27 protein-coding genes are annotated in these 26,085 nt (G+C 44.8%); 7 read left to right on the top strand and 20 right to left on the bottom strand.

Annotated features, from left to right (window positions below):
• Window positions 1-67: 67 nt before the first annotated feature.
• Window positions 68-1,102 (bottom strand): M42 family metallopeptidase, encoded by a 1,035-nt coding sequence (locus E4T82_RS00615; protein WP_135180981.1) that lies wholly within the window; start codon window positions 1,100-1,102, stop codon window positions 68-70.
• Between the two features lie 80 nt (window positions 1,103-1,182).
• Here E4T82_RS00615 and birA point away from each other — a divergent pair, with 80 nt between their 5' ends.
• Window positions 1,183-2,160 (top strand): bifunctional biotin--[acetyl-CoA-carboxylase] ligase/biotin operon repressor BirA, encoded by a 978-nt coding sequence (gene birA / locus E4T82_RS00610; protein WP_135180980.1) that lies wholly within the window; start codon window positions 1,183-1,185, stop codon window positions 2,158-2,160.
• Here birA and E4T82_RS00605 read toward each other — a convergent pair.
• The 9 genes from E4T82_RS00605 to udk all read right to left on the bottom strand — a co-directional run bounded on the left by E4T82_RS00605 (window position 2,099) and on the right by udk (window position 10,384).
• Window positions 2,099-2,293 carry a DUF3272 family protein gene (locus E4T82_RS00605; RefSeq protein WP_135180979.1) on the bottom strand — a complete coding sequence of 65 codons (195 nt, stop codon included), beginning with the start codon at window positions 2,291-2,293 and terminating at the stop codon, window positions 2,099-2,101. The two genes, birA and E4T82_RS00605, sit on opposite strands and share 62 nt — an antisense overlap.
• A 63-nt stretch (window positions 2,294-2,356) precedes the next feature.
• Window positions 2,357-4,033 (bottom strand): DNA polymerase III subunit gamma/tau, encoded by a 1,677-nt coding sequence (gene dnaX / locus E4T82_RS00600; RefSeq protein WP_135180978.1) that lies wholly within the window; start codon window positions 4,031-4,033, stop codon window positions 2,357-2,359.
• Window positions 4,033-4,530, bottom strand: a complete 498-nt coding sequence (locus E4T82_RS00595; RefSeq protein WP_135180977.1) for a GAF domain-containing protein — start codon at window positions 4,528-4,530, stop codon at window positions 4,033-4,035. The genes dnaX and E4T82_RS00595 overlap by 1 nt, the downstream gene beginning before the upstream one ends.
• Before the next feature lie 39 nt (window positions 4,531-4,569).
• The gene (gene leuD, locus E4T82_RS00590) at window positions 4,570-5,217 is read right to left on the bottom strand and encodes a 3-isopropylmalate dehydratase small subunit (protein ID WP_135180976.1); all 648 of its coding nucleotides are present in this window, start codon (window positions 5,215-5,217) and stop codon (window positions 4,570-4,572) included.
• Between the two features lies 1 nt (window position 5,218).
• Window positions 5,219-6,601 (bottom strand): 3-isopropylmalate dehydratase large subunit, encoded by a 1,383-nt coding sequence (leuC, locus tag E4T82_RS00585; protein WP_135180975.1) that lies wholly within the window; start codon window positions 6,599-6,601, stop codon window positions 5,219-5,221.
• 1 nt (window position 6,602) lies between these two features.
• A complete protein-coding gene (locus E4T82_RS00580; RefSeq protein WP_135180974.1) occupies window positions 6,603-6,872 on the bottom strand; it encodes a DUF1294 domain-containing protein in 270 nt (89 codons plus the stop codon).
• Window positions 6,869-7,903: a 3-isopropylmalate dehydrogenase gene (gene leuB, locus E4T82_RS00575; protein WP_135180973.1), complete on the bottom strand. Its 1,035-nt coding sequence runs from the start codon at window positions 7,901-7,903 to the stop codon at window positions 6,869-6,871. Before leuB ends, E4T82_RS00580 begins: the two co-directional genes overlap by 4 nt.
• A 14-nt stretch (window positions 7,904-7,917) precedes the next feature.
• Window positions 7,918-9,474, bottom strand: coding sequence for a 2-isopropylmalate synthase (locus E4T82_RS00570; protein ID WP_135180972.1), 1,557 nt, complete (start codon window positions 9,472-9,474; stop codon window positions 7,918-7,920).
• 280 nt (window positions 9,475-9,754) lie between these two features.
• Window positions 9,755-10,384: a uridine kinase gene (gene udk / locus E4T82_RS00565; protein WP_075104498.1), complete on the bottom strand. Its 630-nt coding sequence runs from the start codon at window positions 10,382-10,384 to the stop codon at window positions 9,755-9,757.
• A gap of 130 nt (window positions 10,385-10,514) precedes the next feature.
• On the opposite strand from udk, the gene E4T82_RS00560 reads away from it, so the two are divergent.
• Both E4T82_RS00560 and E4T82_RS00555 read left to right on the top strand, forming a co-directional pair.
• Window positions 10,515-11,516, top strand: a complete 1,002-nt coding sequence (locus E4T82_RS00560) for a Gfo/Idh/MocA family protein (protein WP_135180971.1) — start codon at window positions 10,515-10,517, stop codon at window positions 11,514-11,516.
• Window positions 11,494-12,576 (top strand): DEAD/DEAH box helicase, encoded by a 1,083-nt coding sequence (locus tag E4T82_RS00555; RefSeq protein ID WP_135180970.1) that lies wholly within the window; start codon window positions 11,494-11,496, stop codon window positions 12,574-12,576. The genes E4T82_RS00560 and E4T82_RS00555 overlap by 23 nt, the downstream gene beginning before the upstream one ends.
• A gap of 32 nt (window positions 12,577-12,608) precedes the next feature.
• Here E4T82_RS00555 and E4T82_RS00550 read toward each other — a convergent pair whose 3' ends face one another.
• The 3 genes from E4T82_RS00550 to E4T82_RS00540 all read right to left on the bottom strand — a co-directional run bounded on the left by E4T82_RS00550 (window position 12,609) and on the right by E4T82_RS00540 (window position 15,379).
• Window positions 12,609-14,006 carry a polysaccharide deacetylase family protein gene (locus E4T82_RS00550; protein ID WP_135180969.1) on the bottom strand — a complete coding sequence of 466 codons (1,398 nt, stop codon included), beginning with the start codon at window positions 14,004-14,006 and terminating at the stop codon, window positions 12,609-12,611.
• Window positions 14,007-14,097: 91 nt separating this feature from the next.
• Window positions 14,098-14,481 (bottom strand): lactoylglutathione lyase, encoded by a 384-nt coding sequence (gene gloA, locus E4T82_RS00545; protein WP_135180968.1) that lies wholly within the window; start codon window positions 14,479-14,481, stop codon window positions 14,098-14,100.
• A 205-nt stretch (window positions 14,482-14,686) separates the two neighbouring features.
• A complete protein-coding gene (locus tag E4T82_RS00540) occupies window positions 14,687-15,379 on the bottom strand; it encodes a phosphoglycerate mutase (protein WP_135180967.1) in 693 nt (230 codons plus the stop codon).
• A gap of 298 nt (window positions 15,380-15,677) precedes the next feature.
• On the opposite strand from E4T82_RS00540, the gene E4T82_RS00535 reads away from it, so the two are divergent.
• From E4T82_RS00535 to E4T82_RS00525, 3 genes are read left to right on the top strand one after another with little or no spacing between them, the layout of a single operon-like run.
• Window positions 15,678-16,862 (top strand): acetyl-CoA C-acetyltransferase, encoded by a 1,185-nt coding sequence (locus E4T82_RS00535; protein ID WP_135180966.1) that lies wholly within the window; start codon window positions 15,678-15,680, stop codon window positions 16,860-16,862.
• Window positions 16,863-16,865: 3 nt separating this feature from the next.
• Window positions 16,866-18,026: a hydroxymethylglutaryl-CoA synthase gene (locus E4T82_RS00530; RefSeq protein WP_135180965.1), complete on the top strand. Its 1,161-nt coding sequence runs from the start codon at window positions 16,866-16,868 to the stop codon at window positions 18,024-18,026.
• Between the two features lie 55 nt (window positions 18,027-18,081).
• On the top strand, window positions 18,082-19,353 hold the full coding sequence (locus tag E4T82_RS00525; RefSeq protein WP_135180964.1) for a hydroxymethylglutaryl-CoA reductase, degradative: 1,272 nt from the start codon (window positions 18,082-18,084) through the stop codon (window positions 19,351-19,353).
• 260 nt (window positions 19,354-19,613) lie between these two features.
• Here E4T82_RS00525 and E4T82_RS00520 read toward each other — a convergent pair whose 3' ends face one another.
• On the bottom strand, window positions 19,614-20,078 hold the full coding sequence (locus E4T82_RS00520) for a GNAT family N-acetyltransferase (protein ID WP_135180963.1): 465 nt from the start codon (window positions 20,076-20,078) through the stop codon (window positions 19,614-19,616).
• A 145-nt stretch (window positions 20,079-20,223) separates the two neighbouring features.
• On the opposite strand from E4T82_RS00520, the gene E4T82_RS00515 reads away from it, so the two are divergent.
• Window positions 20,224-20,496: a YiaA/YiaB family inner membrane protein gene (locus E4T82_RS00515; protein WP_075104507.1), complete on the top strand. Its 273-nt coding sequence runs from the start codon at window positions 20,224-20,226 to the stop codon at window positions 20,494-20,496.
• Between the two features lie 128 nt (window positions 20,497-20,624).
• On the opposite strand, the gene E4T82_RS00510 is transcribed toward E4T82_RS00515, so the two are convergent.
• The 6 genes from E4T82_RS00510 to recN form a co-directional block, all read right to left on the bottom strand.
• Window positions 20,625-20,900 (bottom strand): HU family DNA-binding protein, encoded by a 276-nt coding sequence (locus tag E4T82_RS00510; protein ID WP_067086181.1) that lies wholly within the window; start codon window positions 20,898-20,900, stop codon window positions 20,625-20,627.
• A gap of 90 nt (window positions 20,901-20,990) precedes the next feature.
• Entirely contained in the window at window positions 20,991-21,593 is a 603-nt protein-coding gene (locus tag E4T82_RS00505) for a YpmS family protein (RefSeq protein ID WP_135180962.1), read from the bottom strand.
• A complete protein-coding gene (locus tag E4T82_RS00500; protein WP_135180961.1) occupies window positions 21,562-22,404 on the bottom strand; it encodes an SGNH/GDSL hydrolase family protein in 843 nt (280 codons plus the stop codon). Before E4T82_RS00500 ends, E4T82_RS00505 begins: the two co-directional genes overlap by 32 nt.
• Complete coding sequence (locus E4T82_RS00495) at window positions 22,397-23,230, bottom strand: DegV family protein (RefSeq protein ID WP_135180960.1); 834 nt, start codon at window positions 23,228-23,230, stop codon at window positions 22,397-22,399. The genes E4T82_RS00500 and E4T82_RS00495 overlap by 8 nt, the downstream gene beginning before the upstream one ends.
• 451 nt (window positions 23,231-23,681) lie before the next feature.
• Complete coding sequence (locus E4T82_RS00490; RefSeq protein WP_135180959.1) at window positions 23,682-24,413, bottom strand: metallophosphoesterase; 732 nt, start codon at window positions 24,411-24,413, stop codon at window positions 23,682-23,684.
• A 7-nt stretch (window positions 24,414-24,420) separates the two neighbouring features.
• Window positions 24,421-26,082 carry a DNA repair protein RecN gene (gene recN / locus E4T82_RS00485; RefSeq protein ID WP_135180958.1) on the bottom strand — a complete coding sequence of 554 codons (1,662 nt, stop codon included), beginning with the start codon at window positions 26,080-26,082 and terminating at the stop codon, window positions 24,421-24,423.
• Window positions 26,083-26,085: the final 3 nt, after the last annotated feature.

Raw genomic sequence — 26,085 nt, 5'->3', positions numbered from 1 at the left:
TATTGCTATTAGACTCTTCCTTTGCTTTGAGGCAATACACCTCTATCCCTTCCGTTTTCCAAAGACCTCACTCCACCATACGCGATTTCAAATACACATCGACCATTTTCTCCGTTGCTTGAATGGAGTCGATATGGGTACGCTCGTAGGAATGGCTGGACTCAATTCCGGCACCAAGGAGGGCGTGTTTGACATCTGCTCCTGCGTGCATAGCAGCTGAAGCATCCGAACCATAATAAGGATAGATGTCTAGTTTGTAAGGAATGGCATGCTCTTTCGCAAGGGCAACCAGATGCTGGCGCAATTCATAGTGGTAAGGTCCTGAGGCATCTTTGACACAGATTGACACCGTGTATTCATCGGTCTGCTGGTCATCTCCCATTGCTCCCATATCCACTGCCAAGTATTCCACTACCTGCTCAGGCAAGCTGGAATTAGCCCCATAGCCGATTTCTTCGTTATTTGAAAAATAAAAATGTGTCGTATAGGGAAGGACAATCCCTTCTTCCTTGTAGACCTTGAGCAGGTTAATCAAAATGGATGCCGATACCTTATCATCCAAATGACGGCTCTTAATAAAGCCACTGTCTGTCATCACTGTCCGTGGATCAAAGGAAATGAAATCTCCTACCTCAATGCCCAAGGCACGTGTTTCGTCGGCAGAAGTCACCTTTTCATCGAGGCGAATTTCCATGTTGGTCTGATTGCGCTCTGCCGTTTTGGCATCAGCATAGACATGGACAGATGTCTGGTGCATGAGAATGGTCCCTGTATAGGTCTTGCCATTTTTAGCGACATGAATCAAGCAGTTTTCCCCTTCGATAGAAGGATAGCCAAAGCCACCGATGAGATCCATCTTCAAGCGCCCGTCTGGCTTAATAGCCCGCACCATAGCTCCCAAGGTATCCAAATGCGCTGTAACCACCCGATGTTTGCTCTCATCTGATCCTGCGACACTGACCATGACACCACCCTTTGCCGTTTTGACTGCTTGATAGCCAAAGCCTGCCAGCTCAGACTGGATATAGTCCATAATGGCTCTTGTATAGCCTGTTGGGGACGGGGTATTGGTTAATCTCACAAGATAATCAATTGTATTCATTTGCTACTCCTTTGCTTTGTATCCTTTTTTACTTTCTTTATTATACCATGATCGTCCGCTTTTTTTGTTATAATAACAATATGAAAACCTACGAAAAAATTTATACGATTCTATTGAAGGCAAGTGACTACGTTAGCGGAGAAGAATTGGCCCAGGAACTCGGCATCTCAAGGACCTCTGTCTGGAAAGGCATTCAGCAATTAGAAAAGCAAGGTCTTGTTATCAAGGCAGGACCCAATCGTGGCTATCGTTTGGAACAAGGCGATTTATTGCTTGTTGAAGAGATTGAACAGGCACTGAACATCCCTGTTCATTTAAACAAAGACAGCGCCTCGACCCAACTCGATGCTAAGCGTGGCATTGAGCGACAAGATGAGAGCCCTGCCCTCTACCTAGCACCGTCTCAAACCCAAGCACAGGGGCGGTTTGGCAGAGCCTTTTTTGCAGCTGAAACAGGGGGGATTTACATGACCCTGCACTTGCGTCCAGAAGCTAGCTTTCAAGACGTGAAGCCCTATACCCTCCTCGTTGCGGCAGCCATTGTCAAAGCGATTGACCAGCTTACTGGTATTGCTGTCGAGATTAAATGGGTCAATGACATCTACCTCAATGGCAAGAAATTCGCGGGTATTTTAACCGAAGCTGTCTCCTCTATTGAAGCTCGGGTGGTGACGGATATGATGATAGGGGTGGGACTGAATTTTCACCTACCTGATTTACCCGCAGGGCTAAAGCAAACCGCAACCAGCCTTTTTACAGAAAGACCTCCTATCACGCGCAGTCAGTTGATTACAGAAATCTGGCGTATCTTTTTCACCACCAGTGAAGAAGAATTGTTGGCTTTATACAAAGAAAAATCACTTGTCCTAGGAAAACAAGTGACCTTTTCACAACAACATCAACACTATTACGGAGTAGCTTACGCTATTACCGATAGCGGAGCCTTACAAGTCAAACTGGAAGACGGATCACTAAGAACTCTCTCCAGTGGCGAAATCAGTCTTTCTTCTTGGTCCGATGCTCCAAGACCTGAATCACCTTGCTCACCCGATAGCTAAACCGAAGATTCCGTAAGACAAAGAATCCATAAATAGTCGCCCAAAAATATTCACGCGCAAAAAGCGCCTCATTCATCCAGTAAGTCGCAAGGGCTGTGGTAATGGCAAGAAAGATAAATTGTGTTACTCTCATAGTTCTAGTATATCAAAAAATCAGCTCCAAGGCTGATTTTTTGTATGTTGGTCTGTCTGAAGGTTAATCTTCCACAATCGTGACCGTATCTGCTAGGAATTGGAAAGCTTCTGGGACGAGTGGCTCTTCTTCGACTGCTGGTGTCGCTTCTTTTTGTCCTTTTGCCTTGGCAGAAAATTCCGCCCGAATGGCTAGCCAATCTTCGTGTGCAATGGCTAAAATGTGGGGTGAAAAACCTGCTGCCTTACTCAGGATATTTCCAAACATGGCATCTAAATTTTCCCGTTTCATGGTTTGTTCAGCATTAAAGGCTGATTCAAAAGCAAGAATAGCATGGTGTTCATTGGCCGCAACAGGTTGAGAACCACCCAACAAGGCCTTGTCTGCCCCTGATAGACTTTCGATAATTTCTCCCCAAGCGTTTTGCAAGCGGGTCAAATTTTCCCGCGCCAGGCTTGGATTTTCCATGGCTTCTTGTAAAATAGCCTGAACCCTATTGGTATCTGGACGGTATTTTTTATTGGCTTGTGGTTTACGTGAAACTGGCTTGACCTCTAGTGGCTGTTTGCCAAGACTGGCTAGTTGTTGTTGCAGGGATTGGACCTGAGCTTGGAGGGCTTGAAGCTGTTCCCACAGATTGTCTGGAATAGCCACCTGTCCTTGCTTGACCTCTTGGCGCTTATCTTCTGCCAAGCGAATGGTCATCATTTCCGCATAAATCTTCGGCTGAGGACTAGTCTTGATATCCGCTAAAGCGCGGGTAACTGTCTCAATCATGGTGAAAATCCGTTCTTGCCCCATTTGGAGATTGTCTGCAAAAACTGTGCTGGTATGAGGATTTTCCCCACCTGTCTGCACAATCAAGAGGTCGCGCAAATAATAGAGAACATCTGTCGTAAAGCGAATCATACTCTTTCCATTATCAAAAATGGTCTGTAAATGCTGTAAGGCTGTCGGAGCATCCTCTTCACGGATACTTTCCATATAGGCATCGAGGGCCTTGAGACCAATCGAACCTGTAATCTCTTCTGCCACCTCAAGAGTCAAATCATGGTCTGCACTGAGGCTAAGGGCCTGATCCAAGATAGACAAGGCATCTCGCATCCCACCTTCAGCACGACGGGCAATCATGGCAAGTGCCTGATCATCAAAGCCGATTTCTTCTTGCTTAAGGATATTTGCCAAGTGGCGCGTGATGTCTCCTACCTTAATCGACTTAAATTCAAAGCGTTGTACCCGCGACAAAATCGTCGCTGGAATCTTATGAAGTTCTGTCGTCGCAAGGATAAAGACCACATTTTCAGTCGGCTCTTCCAAGGTTTTCAAGAGGGCGTTAAATGCCCCTGTTGAGAGCATGTGAACCTCATCAATAATGTATACCTTATAGCGAGCAAGGCTCGGCGCATAGGTAGACTTATCCCGAATATCACGGATTTCATCAACCCCGTTATTTGAAGCCGCATCAATCTCAATCACATCTTCCAAACTGCCTTCCGTAATGGCTTTACAGATGTAGCAGTCATTACAAGGCTCTCCACCTACTTGATTGGGGCAGTTCATGGCCTTGGCGAAAATTTTAGCAGCAGATGTCTTTCCTGTTCCACGAGGTCCAGAAAAGAGATAGGCATGGCTGATTTTTTCTTGTTCAATGGCCTGCTTGAGGGTGGTTGCAACCACTTCTTGCCCGACCATTTCGCCAAAGGTTTGGCTACGGTATTTCCGATAAAGGGCTTGATACATTAGTTTTTTTCTCCAAACATGGCAAAATTCCAATCCGTCCCCTCTACCAAGAGAGCTACGAATCGCTCGAGATATTCCTTGTCGATGGCATCGTAATCCGCCACCAAACGAGAGTCAAGGTCAAGCACTCCCAACAGTTGCCCATTTTTCATCATGGGCACAACAATCTCAGACAACGCTGCCGCATCGCAGGAAATATAGTTAGCGTGGGTCCGCACATCGTCTACGATGATGGTTCTGCTTTCTTGAGCAGACTGGCCACAGACACCCTTTCCAAGTGCAATATGAACACAGGAAACGCTGCCTTGAAAAGGCCCTAAAATCAATTCTGTCCCGTCAAAGAGATAATAGCCTGTAAAGACAGAATCAGGAAGCGTCTGATTAAGGAGGGCTGCGCTGTTGGACAGGTTGGCCAAAGCATTGCGTTCGCCGTCAAGAAGCCCTGCTAACTGGGCTAAGAGTAAGTCATAGGTTGATTTTTTTTCTTGTTCTAACATAGCTCTTATTATAGCATAAAAGCGGGCAAAAAGAGGGGCCTAGCCCCTCTTTTCTGATGAAATTCTTTCTTTTCCTGATGCTTTTTCTTCCTCGTCTTTTCTCCAATAGGCAGGGCGATTGCGTTCATAAGCAGCAATCAACTCCTCATATTGAAGGGTGATACCGATATCATCTAAGCCATTTAAAAGCTTGTATTTCCACTCGCTGTCAATGTCAAAGTGAAATTCGCCCACAGGTGAAAGGATAACCTGCTTTTCTAAATCAACGGTCACTTCATCAGCAGGGGAAAGATTTGCTAATTTCTCACGGACTTCCCTTGGCTGGACAATGGGCAAGATGCCATTGTTCAATTCATTATTGTAGTGAATATCTCCAAAAGAACCTGCAATCACGACCCTAAACCCATAATCAGACAGAGCCCAAGCCGCGTGTTCTCGGGAGGAACCTGCTCCAAAATTATCCCCTGTCACTAAAATGGTCGCCTGACGGTATTCGTCCCTGTTAAACACAAAATCAGGATTTTCTGTATAGGCATGGTCCAAGTAACGCCAAGCATACATGAGGTACTTGCCAAACCCTTTCTTATCAATCAGCTTGAGAAACTGCTTGGGGAGAATCTGGTCCGTATCAATATTATCATTCATCAGCGGAACCGTCGTTCCTGTATAAGTCGTAAAGGGTTCCATATCAGCCTACCTCCTCCAGTTTTCTGACATCAACGAAGCGACCAGCGATGGCGGCAGCTGCTGCCATGGCAGGACTGCACAGATGGGTCTTAGCGCCAAAACCTTGTCGATCTTCAAAATTTCGATTACTGGTCGAGGCACAGTGCACACCGTCTGGTACCTTGTCTGGATTCATGCCCAAGCACATGGAGCAGCCCGGATCTCGCCATTCAAAGCCGGCTTCGAGAAAAATCTTGTCCAAGCCCAATTTTTCAGCCGCTCGCTTGACAGGTCGGCTCCCCGGCACAACAATAGCTGTCACATGGGGAGCAATTTTCTTGCCCTTGACAAATTTGGCTGCCAGCTCCAAATCACTCAAGCGCGCATTGGTACAGGAGCCAATGAAGATATAGCCCAGTTCAATTTCTTCAATCTTCTGCCCTGGGCGGGTTCCCATGTATTGATAAGCCCGCTCGTCATTCATGTCCTTAATAGCTGGAAATGGTTCACCGACCGCAACCCCCATAGAGGGATTGGTTCCCCAAGTCACCATAGGTGCTAAGCTGGATACATCCATACGAATGACCTTGTCGTAAACCGCATCGTCATCTGAAACCAAGGTTTGCCAGTCAGCAATTGCTGCTTCCATATCACGCGGAGCATTTGCTGTCTGCCTTACATAGTCATAGGTTGTTTGGTCGGGATTCATCATACCAATTTTTGAACCAAATTCAATGGACATATTGCAAATGGTCATGCGTTCTTCCATGCTGAGGCATTCGATTGCATCACCGCAGTATTCCACTGCATAGCCAACTCCCACTCCAACCCCATGCTGTGCAATCAAGGCGAGAATAAAATCCTTGGCATAGACTCCTTTTTGGGGCTGACCGACAAATTCGACCAAGAGTTTTTTAGGCTTAACTTGCCAGATAGTCTGAGTCGCAAAGACATGCTCGACTTCACTCGTTCCAATTCCAAAAGCCAAGGCACCAAAGGCACCGTGCGTTGCCGTATGGCTATCTCCACAGACGATGAACTTCCCTGGTTGGGTACGCCCTGTTTCTGGCCCAATCATGTGGACAATACCTTGGAGTTCGGAGCCATGATCAGCGCAGTCAATGCCAAATTCGACCACATTTTCCGCTAATTTGTCCATCTGTGCTTTTGAAATCACATCCCGAATATCATAGATATTGACCGTGGGCACATTATGATCAAAGGTTCCGTAAGTCAAATCAGGCCTCCGCAGGCGTCTACCTGCATCACGCAAGCCTTGAAAAGCCTGAGGGCTCGTCACCTCATGAATATAATGTTGGTCAACGTACATGAGCTGGGGTTGCCCCTCTTTTCCTGTAATGACATGGCGCTCCCAGACCTTATCTAAAATCGATTTTCCAGCCATTCTACCCCCAAATCCAGTAAATGATTGCTCCGTCGATGATTAACCCGAGGAACCAAGCCAATTGAAAATACCATTTCCGCGTCTTATGATGAAAACAGACTCCACCAGCCCAAGCCCCCGGACCTCCACCCATAATACTCATTGCAAGCAAGGTTTTCTCAGGGATGCGATAGGCTTGTTGCCGTGCTTTTCCCTTGTCCAAGCCATAGGTGGTAAAGACGATTAAATTCCAGACCACGAGGGCCATACTCACCATTTGTTTGATTGTCATAAGTGTTTTATAATTGCATCTACCGCTTCAAGGGTAGAGGCATTTCCTCCTAAATCTCTTGTCAAGATGCCCTCCGCAAAACTGGCTGCAACCGCATCTTCTATCTTTTGAGCGACTACACCTTCTCCAAAACTATCACGCAGCATCATAGCAACGGACAAAATCATGCTGACGGGATTGGCAATCCCCTGCCCTGCAATATCAGGAGCAGAGCCATGAATTGGCTCGTAGAGACTAGCCCCGGTTCCGTGACTGGCAGACGGCATGACCCCTAGCGTCCCAGACAAAACACTCGCCTCATCTGACAAAATATCACCGAAGAGATTTTCCGTCACCAGTACATCAAATCGATCAGGATGGGTAATCATCACCATAGCTGCGCTATCAACTAATTGGTGCTCCAAGACCACATCAGGATAGTCTTGAGCAATGCGTTCCGCCACTCTTCGCCACAATTTTGAAGTGGCAAGGACATTTTGCTTGTCAATGCTGGTCACTTTTTTCTTCCGTATTCTGGCTAATTCAAAGGCCTGACGCAGAATCCGCTCAATCTCAAAGGCCTGATACTTATTAACATCACGTGCTACATCTTCTTGTAACTCATGGTCACCAAAGTAAATCCCGCCTGTCAACTCGCGCACAAGGACAAAATCCACATCGGCAATTCGCTCCTCTTTCAAAGGCGAGAGATGTTTCAAAGCAGGGAAGATGGTCACCGGACGAATATTGGCATACAGCCCTAGTTCCTTACGAAGTGCTAGCAACCCTTGCTCTGGTCGAACCAAGGCATGGTCATATTTAGGGCTGCCAATAGCAGCAAGAAGGATCGCATCTGCCCTTCTACAAGCCTCCAAGGTATCTTGGGGAAGCGGGTGTCCTTTGGCCACAATCCCTGCACCACCAAAAGCCTTTTCCACCACTTCATATTCAAAACCAAGGCTTGACCTGACTGCTTCTAGCACCTGCAAGCCCGCCGCCATTATTTCAGGTCCAATGCCGTCACCTGCAAGGGCAACGATTGTTTTTTTCATAGCTTCCTCCTCAACTACTCTAGTATATCACGATAGGATACGGTTTGCCCAATGCTTCCCTCATTTTCTTTTTGGACAAAGATATTGGCATGGATATAGGCAATAGCACTCGCTTTCAAGACATCAAAATCTAGCCCTGAGGCATTGAAAATCGTCTCTGTTGCCTGATTTTCAACCGTCACCAAGACACGCGCCTGCGAGTCGATTCCATCCGTCACCGCCTCAATATTGTAAGACAAGAGTTTGACTTCTTGATGGAAAAAGTCATCAATGGCATTGAAAATCGCTTCAACACTACCTTTGCCAGTTGCCTGACATTCGACTTTCTCGCTATCAGCATTGACCAAGCGAACCATCGCCATCATCTGCTCGCCGTCGACTGCAAGGGTCAAGTCATCAAAGTGGAAGCCTTCTGGATTTTCCACGGTCACCCCTGCAATCAAGGCACGAATATCGGCATCGGTAATCTCTTGTTTTTTATCCGCCAAGGCCTTAAACTTGCTGAAGAGTTCATTGATTTCTACTTCGTCAAATTCCAGCGCTAATTCTTTTAATTTCTCCACAAAAGCATGGCGACCAGAGAGTTTGCCAAGCGGTAGGCTATTGCTCTTGACACCGACCAATTCTGGCGTAATAATTTCATAGGTCAGTGGGTTTTTAAGGACACCGTCTTGGTGAATGCCTGACTCGTGCGAAAAGGCGTTCCCACCGACCACAGCCTTGTTCTTCGGAATGGCAATTCCAGAAAAACGTGATACCATTTCAGAAGTGTTAATCGTTTCCTTGAGGACAATGTCCGTCTCTACCTGATAGTAGTCCGCACGGATATTAAGGGCCACAGCTACTTCTTCTAAAGCCGCATTTCCTGCCCGCTCACCGATTCCATTAATCGTGCCTTCCACACGACCTGCCCCATTTTTAATGGCTGAAAGACTGTTTGCCACCGCCATACCTAGGTCATCGTGACAATGAGGGCTAAAGATAATCTCATGGTCTGACGTGACATGCTCGATGAGATACTTAAAGAGCTGCCCATATTCCTCAGGCGTGGTAAAGCCGACTGTATCAGGAATGTTAATGTAGGTCGCTCCCGCGTCCACCGCAGTCTGAACAACCTCTAAAAGAAAATCCAGCTCCGTCCGCGTGCCGTCTTCAGGTGAAAATTCAACAACGGCAAATTTAGACCGAGCATAGCTGACATATTCTTTGATATTCTCAAGAATCTCTTCCTTGGTCTTTTTCAGCTTAAACTCACGGTGAATGGGACTGGTGGCGATAAAGACATGAATCTGCGGGTATTTGGCATCTTTTAGCGCCTCATAACAGGCATCAATGTCTGACTTGACTAGCCGAGCCAGACCTGTCACAGCCGTTGTTTTCATCGCTTTTGCAATCTCATTGACCGCTGTAAAGGAATCTGGACTGGCTGCTGGAAAACCTGCCTCAATGGCTGAAATACCCCATTTTTCTAGTTGCTTGGCAATGGCAATCTTTTCCTTAATCGAAAAATTCACTCCTGGGGTCTGCTCCCCGTCACGAAGACTGGTATCAAGAAATTCAACTGTACGCATAATCTACTCCTCTTTCTCCATAAATAAAAACATCTCACTTGACCAAGCGAGATGTTTGCCCGCTTGGTAAGCCAAACAGGACTAATGCTACTGTGCACTAGCCCCCTCGTCGCAACAATAAGTTCATAGACGAAATGCGTTTCATTTGACTTTCTCCTTGTAGATGAATGAACTTATCATACCATTTTTTAGTTCTTATTGCAATAATTTTCTGTATTATTTTAATTATCTGATAATTTGTTTTAAAAAAGAAACGGAGTACATCCGCTTCTTGTTTCTACTAACCACGGCTACGCAAGATACTCTCAACCTTGGTATTGATTAGGTCAATTGCTACGACATTGGATACCCCTTCTGGAATGACGATATCAGCGTAGCGCTTAGTTGGCTCAATAAATTGATGATACATGGGTTTCACCACACCCAGATACTGCTCAATCACACTATCGAGGCTACGGCCCCGCTCTTCCATATCTCGCTTAATCCGACGGATAATCCGCACATCATCATCTGTGTCCACAAAAATCTTAATGTCCATCAAATCGCGCAGACGCTTGTCTTCTAAGACGAGAATGCCCTCTACAATGAAGACATCTTGTGGCTCTTGATGATAGGTCTTATCAGAACGGGTATGCTGGGTGTAATCATAAATCGGAATATCCACTCCACGTCCTGCCAACAATTCACTGAGATGATAAATCATCAAATCCGTATCAAACGCTAGGGGATGGTCATAGTTGGTCAAAATCCGCTCTTCAAAGGTCAAATGCGATTGATTTTTGTAGTAGGAATCGTGTTCGATCATCGAAATGCGGGCATTGGGGAAATTATTTAAAATGGCGCGTGAAACACTGGTTTTTCCACCTCCTGAGCCACCAGTTACGCCAATAATAATCGGTTTTTGTGCCATGAGTCACTCCTCATTTGTATTCAACCTATTGTACCATAAAATGAGCTTCCCGTGTCAAACAATTTCTACTTCCGACATTCTCTCTTCATTCATGGTATAATAATCTTATCAAATCAATAAAGGAAGCATCATGTTAAAACTAGGCATTATTGGAACAGGAGCAATTGCGCATCATTTTATCGCAGCTGCTCATGAAACAAAAAAATACCAACTGGTAGCCGTCTACTCACGGACCATGGAAAGCGCAAGAACATTCGCAGAACGCTATGACACAGACATTCAGCTCTACGCAGATATGGAGGAATTTCTAACAAGCACAATCGACATTCTCTACATCGCAAGTCCTAACTCCCTCCACTACGCTCAAGCAAAAGCTGCCCTCCTTGCAAAGAAACATGTTATCATCGAAAAACCAGCAGTCACACGACCAGAGGAATGGTCTGACTTGGTGAAGACAGCAAAAGAACAATCCGTCTTCGTCTTTGAAGCCGCCCGTAATTACCACGAACAGGCTTTTACTATTATTGCTGATTTTTTAGCGGACAAGGAGGTTTGGGGCGCACATTTTAGCTATGCTAAATATTCGTCCAAAATGCCTGACCTTCTTACTGGAAAAACACCAAATGTCTTTTCTAGTCAGTTTGCCGGGGGTGCTCTCATGGATTTGGGAATTTATCCTATCTATGCCTGCATTCGCCTTTTCGGTGAACCAATGGATGCCCACTATTCTGCTCATCAACTGCCAAATAGTGTGGATTTGAATGGCTCTGGTCAGTTGACTTATCCTAACTTCCAAGTAACCATTCAAACAGGAAAAGATATCAACAGCTCGCTTCCTGCTGAAATCTATACTAATCAGGGAACACTTGCCTTGGACACCATCGAGCATATCAGCTCTGCTATGTTCCATCCGCTAAAAGGAGATGCTGAGCTACTTGCCATCACGCAGGCACCGCACACCATGCTAGAAGAAGTGGAACGATTTGCGGACATGATTGCAAGCCCGCAACCGGACCACTATGAAAACTGGCTAGCAGCTGCTCAGGCAGTCCACAACACGCTTTACCACATGCGGCAGACTGCCCATATCCATTTTGAAGGAGATGTGAATGAAAACGACACTTCCCGCTAGTTGGCAAGATCAGCTAGACCAGGCTGGCTTTACCAATTTTACCCCTATTCAAGAACAGATGTTTGAGCCAATTCATGCAGGAGAAACAGTCCTTGGAATCAGCCCGACAGGGACTGGTAAGACATTGGCTTATCTGTTCCCGACCCTCTTAACCATTCAGCCCAAAAAGGCTCAGCAGTTGCTGATTCTAGCACCAAATACTGAGCTGGCTGGGCAAATCTTTGATGTCTGTAAAACCTGGGCCGAATCGATTGGACTTCAGGCGCAGTTGTTCCTATCTGGCTCTAGACAAAAGCGCCAAATCGAACGCTTGAAAAAAGGGCCTGAAATCTTGATTGGTACTCCGGGGCGGATTTTTGAGCTGATTAAACTTAAAAAAATTAAGATGATGAGTATCAATACCATTGTCCTAGATGAATTTGACCAATTGCTCAGCGATTCTCAATATCCTTTTGTGGATAAAATTTGTCGCTACGCGCCACGTGATCACCAGTTGATTTACATGAGTGCAACCAGTCAAGTTGATCCAGACAAACTAGCTCCCAATACTCGCACGATTGCCATTGACAATATGGAGTTGACCAACATCCAACACTTTTATCTCGAAGTGGACAAACGGGAAAAGGTTGAGCTGCTTCGCAAACTCGCTCATGTCGAAGATTTCCGTGGCCTCGTATTTTTTAACTCTCTGTCCGACCTCGGAAGTGCCGAGGAAAAATTGCAGTACCGTGGTATTGAAGCCGTTTCTCTTGCCAGCGACGTTCATGTCAAATTCCGCAAGGTTATCTTGGAAAACTTTAAAAACCATGCCCTCACCTTGCTTCTTGTAACAGACTTGGTTGCGCGGGGGATCGATATTGAACGTCTTGAATGCGTGGTTAACTATGAAGTTCCACGAGACAAGGAAACCTATACTCACCGAGCAGGACGGACTGGTCGCATGGGACAGGACGGATTTGTCATCACCCTCATCAGCCATCCAGAAGAGCTCAAATCGCTCAAGAAATATGCCACCGTCCGCCAACTGTTCCTCAAAAATCAGACGTTATATGTCGATTAGACGAGAAAACCTCCCTTGAAGGGAGGTCCTTTTTATTGCGCAGGTCTAGCTGACTGCTGATCATAGTAAATCAATTGTGGATTGAGATTCTTTCCAAGCAACTCGCTTACTGTCACTGGTTGATAACCTTGTCCCACGAGATAGTTAAGGACCGAGGTCAAAGAGTCAACCGTCGGTTGGTGAATATCGTGCATCAAGATGATACTACCTGGATAGGTGTAGGCCTTCACCTCACCTAGGATAGCCACAGGATTGCGACTCTGCCAGTCTTTGGAATCGACAGACCAGTAGATTACTGGCAACTGCATGATAGACATGACAGACTGATTGACTGAACCATACGGTGGTCGCATCATGGTCGGAGCTTGTCCTGTCACTTTTTGAATCGCCTCTTGAGTCTGATCCATCTCTTGCTTGACTTGATCGCCTGATAAGGTGACAAGGTTGGCATGATCCCAGGTATGGCTCGCCACTTCATGACCTTCAGCAACAATCCGTTTGAGAATCTCTTCATTGCCTGCAATATTTTGACCGAGGACAAAGAAGGTCGCCTTGACATTGTACTTCTTTAGAATATCCAATACCTGCGGTGTCGTCACAGCACTTGGCCCATCATCAAAGGTCAACGCAATCCGCTTTTGATGCTTCTTAGCCTCTTCTTCTGCCTGATAGGCCGCATAAGCTTCTTGATCGCCACTCGCTAAATATTCCGCCTTTACAATCCCAAAAATCGAAGCGATTGGAATTGCAATATGCTTAAGCTGAAATTCTTTTTCTGGAACATCCAGGCTCAACTGGCTCTCCTTGTAGGAAAAAGGATAGTTTGTTAGATTGCTCGCTTCAAATTGACTGACAATTTTTTCAATATCTGCTTCTGCCACTTGCTTAGCCGCCAAATCAGCCTTCAACTGTGTACTAAAAGCTGCTTTCAAAGCACCACTATCTGCCACAAACGTTTCAAGTGTAAAAGGTTGCCCATCTTGCGTGACTAACAAGGTAGCTCCTGTTTCTTTTTCGCCAGAAGACACCGAAAAAGTCTTTACTTGATAGCGTTCTGACTGAATTTGCTTGGCATGAACACCCGAAAAGTTGGTTACACCATCCTTAAGTGACACAAAAAAGAGTTCCTTGGTTTTGCCACTCGGTTTTTCAGTGCCAACCCTCTCCCCAATGTAAGCTTCTATTTTCTCTTTAAAAACAGCATTTTCTTGCCCATTTTCATCCTTAGGAATCCCTGCTTCAACATGAGTCGAACCAATATTTCCTGTTTGGATGACCTGAGCTTGCTGATCAAATAATCGGCTCTGCGTTTCAGCAATAAAGTCCGTGACCTTTTGATTTTGAAAATAGGCAAATGCCTTGACTCCTAAAATAATAGCAAGTCCTATTAGGACTACATTAACGACAACGAGAACAATCCCCTTCTTCATTTTCACCTCATACTTTTCTTTTCTCAATCATGCATTTTTCGACAAAAAAAGGCAAGTCTCATCCATTCTATTCGATTCTTGCCTATACTTTCTAATCCGCGCGAATAACTTCCACTCGGTAACCGTCTGGATCTGTCACAAAGTAATAACGTCCTGGACTTCCTGGTAAACCTGATAAATCAGTCGTTGGATAACCTAGTGCCTTATGCTTAGCATTATCTCCTTCTAAATCATCCGAAGAAAGCGCCAAATGTGAAAAACCATCTCCAACTACATAGGGTCCGTGATCATAGTTATAGGTCAATTCAATCTCAAAGTCATCTCCAGGAAGCGCTAGATACACCAAGGTAAACTTGTGCTCTGGATAATCCTTACGACGTCTTTCCTTAAAACCAAAAGCCCTTTCATAAAATTCCTGAGATGCTTCTAAGTTCTCAACACGCAAACAAGCGTGCAACATTTTCTTACTAGCCATTGCTCTCTCCTTTTCTAACTGTGTATTACTTGTATTATACCACAATTATCCCTTTTTTCTCCTATGAAAAATGTAAAATCACTCAAGGTACTTGATGCAGGGCATTCACGATCGACAATTGTATGCTACTAAACATTAAAGTTCATATATCAGAAAAGCGCCTAGAGAGAATCTCTAAACGCTTATCCCGAAGGTTTTCACCTTCTTATTTTCCAAGGTAGTATTCTGCCACTACGTTTAAGGTTTCGTCAAATTCAAAGACAAGTGGTGGGAAGTTTGGAATTTCCACGTCCATGATTTCATCGTCTGACAAGCCTTTGATATGTTTTACAAGAGCACGGATTGAGTTTCCGTGTGCTCCAACAAACACGTTTTGACCTGATTTAAGCGCTGGCGCAATCTTATCTTCCCAGAATGGAAGGGCACGCTCAAGCGTTACTTTCAAGTTTTCAGCATCTGGAACAACTGAATCATCAAGCAAGGCATAGCGACGGTCAGTGTGTGCTGAATACTCATCGTCTTTTGCCATTGCTGGAGGCAATACATCGTAAGAACGACGCCAGATGTGTACTTGCTCATCACCGAATTGCTCAGCTGCTTCTGCTTTATTTTTACCAGTCAAACCACCGTAATGTCGCTCGTTCAAACGCCAAGATTTTTCAACTGGAACCCACAATTGGTCTGCTGCTTCAAGCGCAAGGTTGGTTGTTTTAATCGCACGTTTCAAGACTGAAGTGTAGGCTTGGTCAAATTCAATACCAGCTTCTTTGATTAGCTTACCAGCATCAATTGCTTGTTGTGTCCCTTTTTCAGACAAGTCAACATCTGCCCAACCTGTAAAAAGGTTGGCTTTATTCCATTCAGACTCACCGTGGCGAGCAAACACTAATTTTACCATTGTTTGTTTCTCCTTTTATTTTCGAGGTTTCCCTCTTTACCCTTCTATTCTACACAAAAAGCAAGAAAAAAGCTAGCCCTATCCAAATCTGTTTGCGCTTACAATTTTGCCCACTTGAAAATCGGCCCTAAGACCGAGATTTATCTCTATTATTTAGCTTAAAAAATGGTATAATGGTAGAGCTGAATGTGACAGATTCACGGCTAGAGATTCGTTCCTTTCCACTTAGACGACTGAATTGGCTCTGCCTCACCGTCTGGATAGGAGATGAAAAAGCTATCTACTTATAGGAGTTCGCATGAAAAAAGTCGCAATCGTAGCTGCCTACCGTTCTGCTATCGGTCGTTTTGGAGGCAGTTTAAAGGATATCTCTATTGCAGATTTAGGAGCACAGGTGCTACAATCTACCCTAAGGAATGCACATATCCCCTTTGAACACATTGATGAAGTCATTATTGGCAATGTCTTGAGTAGTGGTCACGGGCAAAATATTGCCCGACAAATCGCTCTGAAAGCCGGTCTTTCAGAGACGGTTTCCGCTTACACGGTCAATAAGGTCTGCGGGTCTGGGCTCAAATCAGTCCTGCTAGCAGCACAATCAATCTTGCTTGGGGACCATGACACCGTTGTGGCAGGTGGCATTGAAATCATGAGCCAAGCACCCTACCTTTCTAAGCACAGTCGCTTTGGAAGGAAGCTCGGACACCTGCAATTAGAAGATGCTCTCTTAACAGATGGACTAACTGACGCCTTTAGCCACGAACACATGGGAATAACAGCTGAAAATGTTGCTGAAAGATATGGAATCAGCCGTGAAGCACAGGATCTCTTTGCTCTAGGCAGTCAAGAAAAGGCAGCTGCTGCTATTGAAGCAGGACGCTTTACAGACGAAATTGTACCGGTTCAGCTTCAAACGCGAAAAGGGGACATCCTCTTTCAGGCTGATGAATACCCGCGTCTTAGCCCTCTTGAAAAATTGGCTACCTTACGCCCCTCTTTCAAAAAAGACGGAACGGTAACGGCTGCAAATGCTTCTGGTATCAACGACGGCTGTGCCATGCTGGTCTTGATGTCTGATACGAAAGCCCATGAGCTTGGTCTGGAGCCTCTCGCCTATATTGAAAGTTATGCGACCAGCGGATTAGATCCTGATTACATGGGCCTTGGTCCCATTTCAGCCAGCCAAAAGGCACTCGCTAAAATAAATAAAACCATCGCTGACATTGACTTATTTGAACTCAACGAAGCCTTTGCTGCGCAATCCATTCCTGTCATTCAAGAACTAGGAATTGATCCTGAGAAAGTAAATGTCAACGGAGGAGCTATTGCCCTTGGTCATCCAATCGGAGCCAGTGGTAGTCGCATTCTCGTTAGCTTAATCCACGAATTACAAAAACGTGGAGATTACTTGGGACTTTGTTCTCTCTGTATCGGAGGGGGACAAGGGATTGCCCTGGTAATCTCAACTGCACAAAAAGGATAAACTATGAATATTGGTATTGATAAAATCGGTTTTGCAGCACCTAGCTATGTCCTAGACCTAGCTGACTTAGCACTTGCGCGACAAATCGATCCTAATAAATTTAAAATCGGATTGCTGCAGAGTGAAATGGCAGTAGCTCCAGTTACTCAAGATATTGTAACCTTAGGAGCTCAAGCTGCCGCAGCGATCTTATCCGAAGAGGACAAGGCGACCATTGACATGGTGATTGTCGGAACCGAATCCAGCATTGATCAGAGCAAGGCTGCTGCTGTCTTTATTCATCAGCTCTTGGGAATCCAACCCTTTGCTCGTTCCATCGAAATCAAAGAGGCCTGCTATGGGGCAACTGCTGGGCTAAGCCTAGCTAAAAGTCACATCGCCCAGTTCCCACACTCAAAAGTTCTCGTCATCGCAAGCGATATTGCCAAGTACGGCATTGCTTCAGGAGGAGAACCGACTCAGGGAGCAGGCGCTGTTGCCATGCTCGTCACAGCAGACCCTAGTATCATGATTCTCAACAATGACAATGTCTGCCAAACCCGTGACATCATGGATTTCTGGCGTCCAAATTACGACAAATATCCGCGAGTGGACGGCAAATTCTCAACAGAACAATATACGGATTGCTTGACCACTACCTTTGATTATTATGTCAAACAAACAGGTAAGAATTTAGCAGATTTTTCTGCCATGTGCTTGCACATTCCTTTTTCAAAACAAGGTCTTAAAGGCCTGCAAGCTATCTGCCAAAACGATGAGACAACCTTGAGTCGCCTGACTGAACGCTTCCATGAGGCAATTGTCTACAATCAAGTAGTCGGAAACATTTATACAGGATCGATTTTTTTGTCCCTGCTTTCACTCTTGGAAAATAGCAAAACCCTGAAAGCTGGGGATTCTATCCTCTTTTATAGCTATGGTAGCGGGGCTGTGTGTGAAATCTTCAGCGGAACACTGGTTGAAGGCTACTACCAACAACTGGTAGAAAATCGACTAGACCAGCTAAAAGAACGCAAACATCTCAGCGTTGCCGAATACGAAGCCATCTTCTTTGAAGAAATCAAGCTGGATGGAGCAGGTAACGCTCGTGACTTGCCCGCAGATGACTGCCCATTTGCCCTTCAAGCTATTGAACAACACCAACGCAGGTATCGTAAGAATTAGAGGAAACGGCCACCTCTTGGCAGGACCAAGAGGTGCTTTTTTATAAGGAGTTAACATGTCTCTTTTTTCAGGATTTTATAAAAAAACAAGAGAAGAACGGATCGCCATTACTGCTGAAAGTCGCCAGCTTTCCACACAAAGCAAGGACATTCTCTTGACTGACCAAAACATCCCAGAGGCAATTGCTGGGAACATGGCTGAAAATCACCTTGGAACCTTTGCTCTGCCCTTCTCCCTCGTCCCTCAGCTGGTCATTGATACTGTTGAATACAGCATTCCCATGGTAACGGAGGAACCTTCTGTTGTCGCAGCCTGTTCCCTCGGTGCCAAAATCATTGCCAAGGCAGGTGGCTTTACCAGCCATATTTCAGAGCGCCTCATGATTGGGCAAGTAGCCCTCTACGATGTTCCAGATATGGGTGAAGCCCAAGCCACCATACTTGCGCAACACGACAAACTCCTTGCTCAGGCGAATAAGGCCCACCCCTCGATTGTCAAACGAGGAGGAGGGGCGCGTCAACTGACGGTTGAGCAAAAAGAGGATTTCCTCATTGCCTATCTCCATGTTGATGTCCAAGAAGCCATGGGGGCTAATATTCTCAACAATATGCTAGAAGCCATTAAAGACGAACTCGCTGAACTAACTCAAGGCAAGGCTCTCATGGCTATCCTATCAAACTATGCAACAGAATCTCTTGTGACGGCTAACTGCCGCATTCCCATTCAGCAACTGCACGTAGAACCTCAAGTCGCCCTAAAGACCGCACAAAACATTGCAAAAGCCAGTCAACTCGCACAAGTAGACCCCTACCGAGCAGCGACCCATAACAAGGGGATTTTTAACGGAATTGATGCGCTGGTTTTAGCTACTGGAAACGACTGGCGAGCCATTGAAGCAGGAGCCCATGCCTATGCAAGTAGGGACGGAAGCTACCGCGGTCTATCCACTTGGGAAATAGACCAGCAGGACCTCGTCGGACAACTAACCCTTCCCCTTCCGATTGCAACAGTTGGCGGTTCAATCGGCCTCAATCCCAAAGTCCAAGCAGCTTTCGATATACTGGGACAACCAAAAGCAAGAACACTGGCGACCATTACCGCAGCTGTTGGTCTTTGCCAAAACTTTGCTGCCCTCCGTGCCCTTGTCACTGCGGGCATCCAACAAGGACACATGAAACTCCATGCCAAATCCCTCGCCATGTTAGCAGGAGCCCTTGAACACGAAATTGACCAAGTCGCCCTCCTCCTCCACCAAGCCCCCCACACCAATTTAGAAACCGCCCAATCCATTCTCGCATCCATTCGACAGGAGACAGAAAAGCCGTAGCCTATAGCACGGCTTTTCTTTATAGGGATAGACGGTCGATTGACAACACAAAAATTTGTAACTTTCGGTGCTGATCTTAAACATGAAAAGGTAGGGCTAGAAGTTGAAAGACAACTTTCATCAGAAGCACCTTTGTCAGTTTTTATAGGATTTGTAGCTTAAGGAAATGAATACATCCTAAACTCTGTGTAAAACTTGTGGTCGTCGAATATGGCAGCAAGCTCCTATTTTTTTACAGACTCTGTATCTTATTGAGCTGCCTACTCTAAAATCCTCTCCATTCGTACTTTCTGTTCCCTCATACCTAAACGGTGATAAAATGCAACTGCACCTTCATTACTACTCCAAACATCTAATGTGACATTATAGCAGCCTTGTTCTCTCGCAAAGCTAAGAGCGTACTCATATAGTTGCTGCCCTATCGCCTGCTCTCTGACGGCTTGTTTGACGCATAGGTCATCGATGAACAAAGTCTTTACCCTCTGTAAGACAGCATGTTCCTCTTCTACTAATTGGCAGAACAAGTGACCGACTACCTGCCCCTCTAATTCATAGACAAAAATTGGCTTGCTGGGATTATGGAGCAATTCTTCCAATTCCAGATCGGAAAACTTTTGTCCCCTCGCCTTAAACAAGTCAGGTCGCACCTCATGATGAACGCTCAAAATTTCTTGTAATAAATCATTCAAAGCTGGAATATCTGCTACAGTTGCTGGTCTAATCATACCAAACTCCTTTCCATTTTTTCTATTATAGCACACCTTTGCCAAGGTTCCGACTTTATCCGCTGTCACAATGAGGTATAGAATAGTCATTGCTTTTCAGATAAAATCATGATATACTAGTAAAAAATTAAAGGAGAACCCTAAAATGAACAAAGTGAAAAAGAAAATCTATCGTAATACACCTGCCTTTACCCTCATGGCTTGGGCTTCATTTGCCTTCTTCGTAGCCTTGATTCTAATCGGCTTGTATACCCTAAAAGAACCTCTTATGGTCAAAGGCTACTACCTTATGGGATCTGTTGGCTTGATTTCCTCATCCTTCACCGTTTCAAAAGTTGTCCGTGACAACCAAGAAGATGAGGACAACTATAACCTACTGTTGCAAAAAGCAGCTGCAGAAGATGATACTAACAAGTAAAAAAAGAGCACTCGTTCATGATGAACGAGTGCTTTTTAGCTGTATGTTTCTTGCTTTTGCCCTCAGACACAAAAAAGCCTATTGCATAAGCTAGAAAGCTTGATACTATAGGGCTTTTTCAGTCGCTATTATTTTACAGCGTCTTTAAGAGCTTTACCAGCTTTGAATGCTGGAACTTTAGAAGCTGCGATTGTGATTTCTTTACCAGTTTGTGGGTTGCGACCTTTACGTGCTGCACGCTCACGAACTTCAAAGTTACCAAAACCGATCAATTGAACTTTTTCACCAGCTGCAAGGTAGTCAGCTACTGCTGCAAATACAGCGTCAACTGCTGCTGCTGAGTCTTTCTTAGTCAACGAAGTCGCTTCTGCAACTTTTGCAATTAAATCTTGTTTATTAGCCATTTTGCTAAATCCTCCAATTAATTTTCTGAGTTATTACTCACCTTAATATAGTACCGAATTTTATCCATTTGGTCAAGCTTTTAGCACGATTTATAAGCTTTTTCTGTAAATATCAAAAATGAGCTGATGATTATATAAATCAATCGTATTGGCCTTGACATAGATTTTTTGAGTATTTTCGATTTCAGTCAGTTGAACCGTCACGCTAGCCTTGGAAGGATCAATCTTCACGAAAGCTGGTAACTGCGACTGTTTCTTAATATACGATAGAATCTCTTCCTTAGGAAGCGATAAGGTCCCCGCAGAGATTTCAGATACTGTCAACAAGATACTGCCGTCATTAAGTTTGTTGGGCTGAAAGTAGACATACAAGGGAATATCCAATCCCCAGATGTTATAAGTCCCCTCAAATAAGAGAAATTGATTCGTTGCCCTTATCTTATAAGAAAACGTCTCCGTTTGGTAGTCTTTTAAATAGGTCTCAAGCATGGTATTTAACTGTTCTGTACTGGTCGTAAAAGTTCCTAGTTTTTCATCATTCGATGAATTGGCTGAAGCGGTCAGAACAGTTGTGTTCTCTCGAATAGAGGAGATACGTGCCACTACTACTAACGTAAGCGCTAGTAGGGCAGCTACCAAACCTAAAAAGGCCCATTTCCATTTATTGATGTTTCCAGTGCTCTTTTGTTTCACGAATGGCCTCCATAACTGCTTTGTTCATAATCTCATAGCCTGTGTTATTGGGATGAAAGCTATCTTCTTCTGCCAATAAATTGTTGGCAACACGACTAGGCATGCTATAAGCCTGACTGATGCCTTTTTCCCCATCCAACCCCTTATAGAGCAACTCATTGATAGGAACAAAGTACACTCCGTCTAACTGATCAACTGTAGAGACTGTGACTTGATTCCAATCATCCACAATCGTCTGCATCTCTGTTAACTCAGGAAAGTTTAGATAAAAGGGATTGTAAATCCCAATCACATAAATCGGTAGATTTGGATTATCAGTCCGAGCCTTATCAATAATCTTAAGTAAGCGTTCGCTATATTCCTGCGCTGGCTTGTCAAAAACTGAAATTTCAAGGTTGGTAATATTGTCTAAAATGGCATGGCGAAGATCATTGCCCCCAACCGTCAAGGTCATCATGTCAGCTTTTTTTAGACTATTCACAATCTCTGCTTCATCCATCCGTTTTAACACCTGCTGGCTAGTATTGCCTGACACCCCATAGTTATCATAGGTCACCTGATAACCATAGTCATTGACGAGATTCTGAGCAAGTAGCGGAACAAAGCCTCCTTGGCCGGTCTTATCTCCTACCCCTTGCGTCAAGGAATCCCCCAAAGCCACATAGTAAAATGCCCTTGTCTCCCCACTTGCAGTTCTCCCCTGCTCAAGACGGGGTGCGGCCGCTGGAATCAACCATTGAAATAAAAAGAGAAATCCCAGCAAGCTGAGAAAAAACACTACTAAATGATGTAAAACGATTCGACTATTCATAGCGTACTAGAACGGCCCAGGCATCTTCTCCTGTATGCGTTTGAATAATGGAGCCTGTTTCCAAGACAGAGATGTCTTCTGCCACAAAGGGCTGTAAGACGGCCTTCATTTCCTGAGCAAAATCAGGTGCCCCTGCATAGGAAATACCAATTTCTGCCACCTTTTTATCTACCAAACCTGTAGCAAATTCATCCAACCATTTTTTAAAGGTCTTAGTTCCGCGCCCTTTCGTTATCGGATGCAGTTGGTGGTCTGTCATTTCCATAATCACACGAATATTGAGAAGAGAACTCAACAAGCCTGTCACACGACCAATCCGACCACCCTTGACCAAATTTTCCAGGGTTGAAATCCCAATGTAGAGCTCTGTTTTTTGATGCACTTCTTCAACCGTGGCCAAAATCTCTTCCTTACTTGCGCCAGCTTGAGCAAGGCGAGCCGCAGTAACCACTTGGAATTTCGCTGCTTGATCGGTAAAACCAGAGTCAATAACGGTCACATCCACTCCTGATAGAGTCGCCCCTTGACGAGCTGCTTCAACTGTCCCTGACAAGGCGTGCGATAACAGAATGGTGATAATCTGACTACCATCTGCGGCTAGATTGGTAAAGGTTTCGGCAAATAATCCTACCGGAGGTTGGCTTGTTTTGGGTAGGTTTTTACTATCCCGCATCAATTGCAAGAACTGTCCTTCTGCAAGGTCACTATCAGAATAGACGACGCCATCCACCATAACGGATAGGGGAACTACTGTAATGCCTAGCTCTTCAACGAGTGAGGGTTCAATCGTTGTACTTGAATCGGTCACAATTTTTATCGTACTCATATCTCTTCCTATTCTTTCGTATCTATTCCTCTTATTATATCAAATTTTTCTCTTTTGGGCTAATGACAGCAGGTACGAATCAATTCCGTTGTTCCCATTTTTTGTATAAAATACCTCACTCAAATACAATGTTAGTAGAAATATTATGGATTATTTTAGATAAAACTAAGTAAAAATCATCCAAAATCATACTAAAAAGCTAAAAATTAGGGACTTTGATGCGATTTTAAGCTCTTTTGAATGTTAGTATTCTCTCCCTTCTTTGATTAAAATTCTTAAAAGTAGGTGGCGAAAATGCCTCAGATTATTCATTTGTAGGTATAGAGAGATCTGAAAGGCTTATTATTTCGTGGCGATTTTTCTTTTTGACTACTTGAAATCAACTGATACAGTTAGGCGGACAAACAAGGGAATTGATTCGGTACAAACCATACTCCCTAGTGGAACATTTTTAATCATCACTGGCAACAAAGCCGTCATTGCAAATAGCGTAATGGGCTACAATCTCCCCATTTTCAAAGAGAATGCCGTGCAGAACACCACCATAAACAGCCCCGCCATCCATTCCGATTTTACCGTCAGCTGTCTGCCATAGTTTCGAGCTTTCCATAGACTCGCCTGTCAGATAAGTCGTTGGCGTGTGCCCAAAGACAATGCCTTTGCCAGTCTTATTTTCTGCCTCGTGAAAAGGTGCCCGCAACCAGACCTTTTGATAATCGGTCGTATCCTGCCACTTGTCCAAAGTCAAATCAAGACCCGCATGGACAAAAATCAGGTGCTCGGTCTCCACATGAAAGGGCATTTGACGGATAAAGGCAACCAAGTCGCCTGCTTCTTCTATCACACGCTTGGCATCACAAATCCCGTCTACAGGAGCATCCAAGGGACGCCCCAAAATCGAGTTAATCGTTGTATCGCCACCATTTCGTCTGTAATGGTCATATCGATTTTCTGGATTGTCTAGCCAGACAAGAAACATGTATTCGTGATTACCAGATAAGCAAATAGCTTTTTTTTGCTCGACCAAGTCCTTGACCCGCTCCAAAACAGCTCGTCCATTTTCTCCACGGTCAATCAAATCTCCTAAAAAGATGAGCTGCTCCTCTTCCTTCCAATGCTTGAGGAGGCTGTCTAGCATTCCAGCTTTTCCATGGACATCTCCGATGACAAAATAACGCGACATCTATTTCTTATCCTTTCTTGAGCAATTCCCTTGCTTGAGTCAGAGCAGCTTGCGTTACATTCTCACCAGCCAACATCTTCGCGACTTCCTCAATCCGCTCCTCAGTTGTCAACAGACGAACACGAGAAACAGTAGAGTAATCATCGCTCACTTTCTCAATGAAGAACTGGTAATCTGCAGCTGCAATCACCTGTGGTAGATGAGAAATCGCTAAGACCTGACCGTTAGAGCCAATCTTGTAAATCTTTTGAGCTATGGCTTGCGCCACACGACCAGAGACTCCAGTATCCACCTCGTCAAAGACGATACTGGTCTTGCCTTCCTTACGAGAAAAGGCAGACTTAATCGCAAGCATCAGGCGGGATAATTCTCCCCCACTTGCTACCTTGACAAGAGGCTTGAAATCTTCTCCAGGATTGGTTGAAATATAAAATTCTACCTGTTCATTGCCTTCACGACCAAACTTGGCCCTGCTAAAGCGGACCTGAAAATCCGCCTTTTCCATGTACAGGTCTTTTAATTCTTGCTTAATTTCTTGCTCCAAACCGTCTGCCAACTGATGCCGAGCATTTGATAATTCACCTGCCAAGCGCACCAAGTCTTTTTCGCGATTTTTGAGTTCTACTTCAAGATTGTCAGACGAAATATCTGTTCCTGTCAAGAGGTGATATTCCTTGGTGATTTGGTCAAGATAATCCAAGACATCATCGACCGCGCCACCATATTTGCGGGTGATACTATAAATCAAGTCCAGTCGACTTTCTACCACTAACAGACGATTGCCGTCAAAATCAAGCCCGTCAATAATTCCCTCAAGACGCTTGGTCACATCTTCTAAAACATAGTAGGTATCAGAAAGGCTAGAAGCCAATTCCTTGTAGCTGGGATCAAATTCTTCAATCGATTCCAAATCATGCATGGCAGAGCGGACATTTCCTAGACTAGAAAAGTCTTCATTGTCCAGCATAGCATAGGCATTGGCCAAGGTATCAGCAATCTGCTTGTGATTGAGCAGGCGCTCCCGCTCTTGATGCAGCTCCTTGTCCTCACCGGCTTTCAAATCTGCCGCTTCAATCTCAGCCATTTGGTACTCAAGCATCTCGATACGCGCCTTATTTTCCTCCTGATTTTTCTGAATGGTCAAGACTTGCTTGCGCAGGGTTTTATAGGCATCAAAGGCTGCCTTGTAGTCTGCTTTTAGCTGGAAAAAGGTATCATCACCAAATTCGTCCAACATGGCGATATGGTGTTGCGGTCTCATCAGCTCTTCCTGATCATGTTGTCCATGAATATCGACTAAATGCTGACCGACAGCTTTTAACACTGACAAATTCACCAGCTGACCATTGATACGACTAATACTGCGACCATTTTGCAAAATCTCACGGCGAATAATCAACTCGTCCGACACTTCTAGACCTTGCGATTCCAAGAGTTCACGCAGGTGCAGATTTTGCTCAATCGAAAACAAGCCCTCAATCTCAGCCTTTTGCATCCCATGTCGAATGACGTCTGTGGTCGCCCTGCTACCCAACATCATATTCATGGCATCAATAATAATGGATTTCCCAGCCCCAGTCTCTCCTGTAAGAACGGTCATTCCCTGCTCAAAATGAAGGGAAATTTCCTCAATAATGGCAAAATTTTTAATGGAAATTTCAAGTAACATGAC

This window comes from Streptococcus cuniculi, from assembly GCF_004570575.1.
Classification (GTDB): Bacteria; Bacillota; Bacilli; order Lactobacillales; family Streptococcaceae; genus Streptococcus; species Streptococcus cuniculi_A.
Note: the sequence above shows the minus strand (reverse complement) of the source record. Positions and strands in the feature narration are given on the sequence as shown.